Here is a 2859-nt window from a genome sequence, read left to right as displayed (position 1 = left end):
TGCGATGGCTGTCATGTTTGCATCACTCAAATATGGCGGATCAAGGTCACCGCAGCTTTTGAGCCTGCGCCCACCATGGCGCACCAAGCGCGCAGCATCCAGCTTGACTGACTGAAGCCCTTAAAAGCAGCCGCCGCCTCATCTCGGTGAGTTACCTCGTCAGCTTGGCAATCGAGCAGGGTTTGACGCAGGTGACGAAATTCAATCTGCCGGGCCAGAGCAAGAATCTGTTCCTCGTAGTGTTGGTTGACAAAGGTCTCGACTGCCTCGATCGTTGCGTAGACCGCCTTAGGGCCGAATAATGCGGGCAGGGCGCCAGTGAGAAACCCTGCCAGTCGCCAGAGCGGGAGCAAGCGGCTGTACTGAGATGCAGGCAACCAGTCAGAGATGAGACGCAGGTGCTTTTGCTCAGTGGCCAGGTGATGCTCGGCGAAGGCGCGCAACTTCGGGTCGCGGGCGAATTGGAGCACACCTTGATAAATACAGACTGCACCAACTTCACCTGCGTGGTCGGTCCGCAAATGAGAAAAAACCCACGCGGGAAGTATGTCTCCGGGAGCGAGGTGAACGCGGCTTGCGCAAAAGCCTTGTGCTTTGTCCGCGCCCGATAGCTGCACTGCGGCCGATTCAGCCACGATTAGCCTTTTTTAGCCCATGCACTGCACCAGCCTTTGCCTGCAACTTGCTTGCCAGCAAACAACGGGCAACCACCCCAGGCATCACTCGCTTTACCTTGATACAAAGCACAGTTGGTACAAACTTGACCGGCGGCGTACTTGGGGTACTTTTTGGTGTCGGTTTTAGTGGCATCTGCCACGTAACCCAATGCCACAGACTGTGGGTCTTTCTCGTCTGCCTTGGCTTGGGCGTGAGCAGAGGTGGCCAAAACTGAACCGCTAGCGGCCAGAGTCATGAAAAAAGTGCGTCGATTTGTGTTCATGAAAAATCCGTTTGAAGACAAGCCTGAAAAATTCAACGAACACCAAGGGCTTGGGATCTTGGCGCTTGAAGACGACAACAAGTGGGTAGGCGAGTTGTCAGGAGTCATGCCGGAACAAAAATGGTCGGTACCAGCTTGACTAACGACTTTGATGGTGATACGAGTTGGTCGTGAAACGCTATCGTAGCGTTTAAAAGAAAAAAATCAACTCAATAGATCGAAAAAGGTGTAATAATCAAACTCAAATTTAACTCATTCGACAAAAAATGCCGCTCTCCAACACCGCAGGTACATCACAAGCTCCTCAGCACAACAAAACACAGCCCACTTTTAGAGCTGGTGCTGTAGCGAGGATTGCGGGTATGCCCGTTGCCACGTTGCGCATTTGGGAGCAGCGCTACCAGGCTGTACGTCCCAACACTGCAGCATCAGGTCATCGGTTGTATTCGCCAGCAGATGTGGAGAGAGCAACCCTGCTGCGTCGGCTGACCGCGCAGGGGCATGCCATCGGATTGCTTGCTTCACTAGAGACAGAACAAATGCGGGAAATGATGCGTGCCCCTGAGGTAACTCAAGCCAATTGGGTTGAAGCACATTTGCAAAGTTCAATAAAGATTGTGGTGGTCGGGCATTCCTTGGCAAGCCGAGTACAGCGCTTGTTTTACCTACAGCCATTCGGGCTAAAGGTGCAATTGGTGGGAGTATTTGACGGTTTGAACGCATCAGCAAAAGCTGGAGGGATGTCGGATGAAGACACCGCCGACATGATCATCTTGCAAGCTGGAAGCCTTCAAACTGGTGTTCACCAAGAACTACTTAAAGCCCAAGACGCATGGCGTGCCTCTTCAGCGGCGGTTTTGTATCGCTTTTCCAGCGCAGCAGCACGAGCAGAATTAACGAATGCTGGGGTTGAAGTTTTATCAGAGCCTTCAGATGACAAATCATTGCGGCAATGGCTAGCGACTTTGCAGAAAAACGATGCACAAGGAAGAAAAGCTACTGACGTTCGTCATTCAACTCCACCTGTTTCAGTGGGCCTTGGAGAACAAACGGTCTCACCCCCCTTGTTTGACGATGCTGCCCTAACTCAATTTGCTGGACTTTCCACGACGGTCGCATGTGAGTGTCCCAGCCACTTGGCAGAGTTGCTTCTGCAGGTCTCATCCTTTGAAAAATACAGTAGCGAGTGTGCCAACAGAAGCGCTGCTGACGCGCGACTGCACGCCTACTTGCAGCATGTCGCTGGCTCTGCCCGAATGCTTTTTGAAAAAGCACTGGAACAAGTAGCCATCGCAGAAGGCTTGCCTCTGCCACCTGCATCCAATCCCGCCTCAAATTAATTCGCTCGCTATGACACACTCATTGGCAATATTGGTCACCGCGCTGTTGTTCGGCGGCATGACCCTGTACTCCTTTGGCTTTGCTGCTTTTTTATTCAAAGCACTTCCAGCCCCATCTGCTGGTGCTACGCTGCGGCTTGCTTTTCCTTGGTTCTATTTGTTTGTGGTGGCTACGGCGGCCGTTGCCGCTTTATTGTGGTGGTCTCACGACACCATGGCTGCAATTGTTATGGCGGCCGTTGCTTTAACGACCATCCCCGTGCGGCAGTTGCTGATGCCAGCAATCAATCGAGCCACTGACTCTGATGACCGGCTGCGTTTCAAATGGCTGCACGGTGCATCTGTGCTCGTGACGCTGAGTCACATCGCTTTGACTGGCTGGATCTTGGCACGCATTGTTTGAGAACTGGCTTGCAACACCCCGTACAAAAAAGTCTAAAGATGCAAGCGTCAAAACAATTCGTATCAGTCAATCAGCTCATCACTTATCAACACACGAACCAACAACTTCACAGGAAATTTAAATGACTTCAACCCTAAATTTATTCGAATTCAGTTTTCAGAAATTGCGCAGTCTTT

At 51.7% G+C, this 2859-nt stretch carries 5 protein-coding genes; 3 read left to right on the top strand and 2 right to left on the bottom strand.

Features of this window, described 5'->3' with window-relative positions:
* Window positions 1-26: 26 nt before the first annotated feature.
* Window positions 27-635 carry a demethoxyubiquinone hydroxylase family protein gene (locus B472_RS16690; protein WP_238147479.1) on the bottom strand — a complete coding sequence of 203 codons (609 nt, stop codon included), beginning with the start codon at window positions 633-635 and terminating at the stop codon, window positions 27-29.
* Window positions 636-637: 2 nt separating this feature from the next.
* Window positions 638-940, bottom strand: coding sequence for a high-potential iron-sulfur protein (locus B472_RS16685; RefSeq protein WP_026039798.1), 303 nt, complete (start codon window positions 938-940; stop codon window positions 638-640).
* Here B472_RS16685 and B472_RS17130 point away from each other — a divergent pair.
* The 3 genes from B472_RS17130 to B472_RS16675 all read left to right on the top strand — a co-directional run bounded on the left by B472_RS17130 (window position 912) and on the right by B472_RS16675 (window position 2683).
* Window positions 912-1079 (top strand): hypothetical protein, encoded by a 168-nt coding sequence (locus B472_RS17130; RefSeq protein WP_019428268.1) that lies wholly within the window; start codon window positions 912-914, stop codon window positions 1077-1079. The genes B472_RS16685 and B472_RS17130 overlap by 29 nt on opposite strands.
* A 127-nt stretch (window positions 1080-1206) precedes the next feature.
* Window positions 1207-2280: a MerR family transcriptional regulator gene (locus B472_RS16680; RefSeq protein ID WP_081504999.1), complete on the top strand. Its 1074-nt coding sequence runs from the start codon at window positions 1207-1209 to the stop codon at window positions 2278-2280.
* A gap of 10 nt (window positions 2281-2290) precedes the next feature.
* Window positions 2291-2683 carry a DUF4149 domain-containing protein gene (locus tag B472_RS16675; RefSeq protein WP_026039797.1) on the top strand — a complete coding sequence of 131 codons (393 nt, stop codon included), beginning with the start codon at window positions 2291-2293 and terminating at the stop codon, window positions 2681-2683.
* The last annotated feature ends 176 nt before the right edge of the window (window positions 2684-2859 follow it).

This window comes from Limnohabitans sp. Rim28 (genome assembly GCF_000293865.2).
GTDB lineage: Bacteria > Pseudomonadota > Gammaproteobacteria > Burkholderiales > Burkholderiaceae_C > Limnohabitans_A.
Note: the sequence above shows the minus strand (reverse complement) of the source record. Positions and strands in the feature narration are given on the sequence as shown.

Excerpts from the sequence above, each read along its gene's own strand:
- B472_RS17130 (WP_019428268.1), top strand. The coding sequence starts at position 912 with ATGAAAAAAGTGCGTCGATTTGTGTTCATGAAAAATCCGTTTGAAGAC.
- B472_RS16685 (WP_026039798.1), bottom strand. The coding sequence starts at position 940 with ATGAACACAAATCGACGCACTTTTTTCATGACTCTGGCCGCTAGCGGT.
- B472_RS16680 (WP_081504999.1), top strand. The coding sequence starts at position 1,207 with ATGCCGCTCTCCAACACCGCAGGTACATCACAAGCTCCTCAGCACAAC.
- B472_RS16675 (WP_026039797.1), top strand. The coding sequence starts at position 2,291 with ATGACACACTCATTGGCAATATTGGTCACCGCGCTGTTGTTCGGCGGC.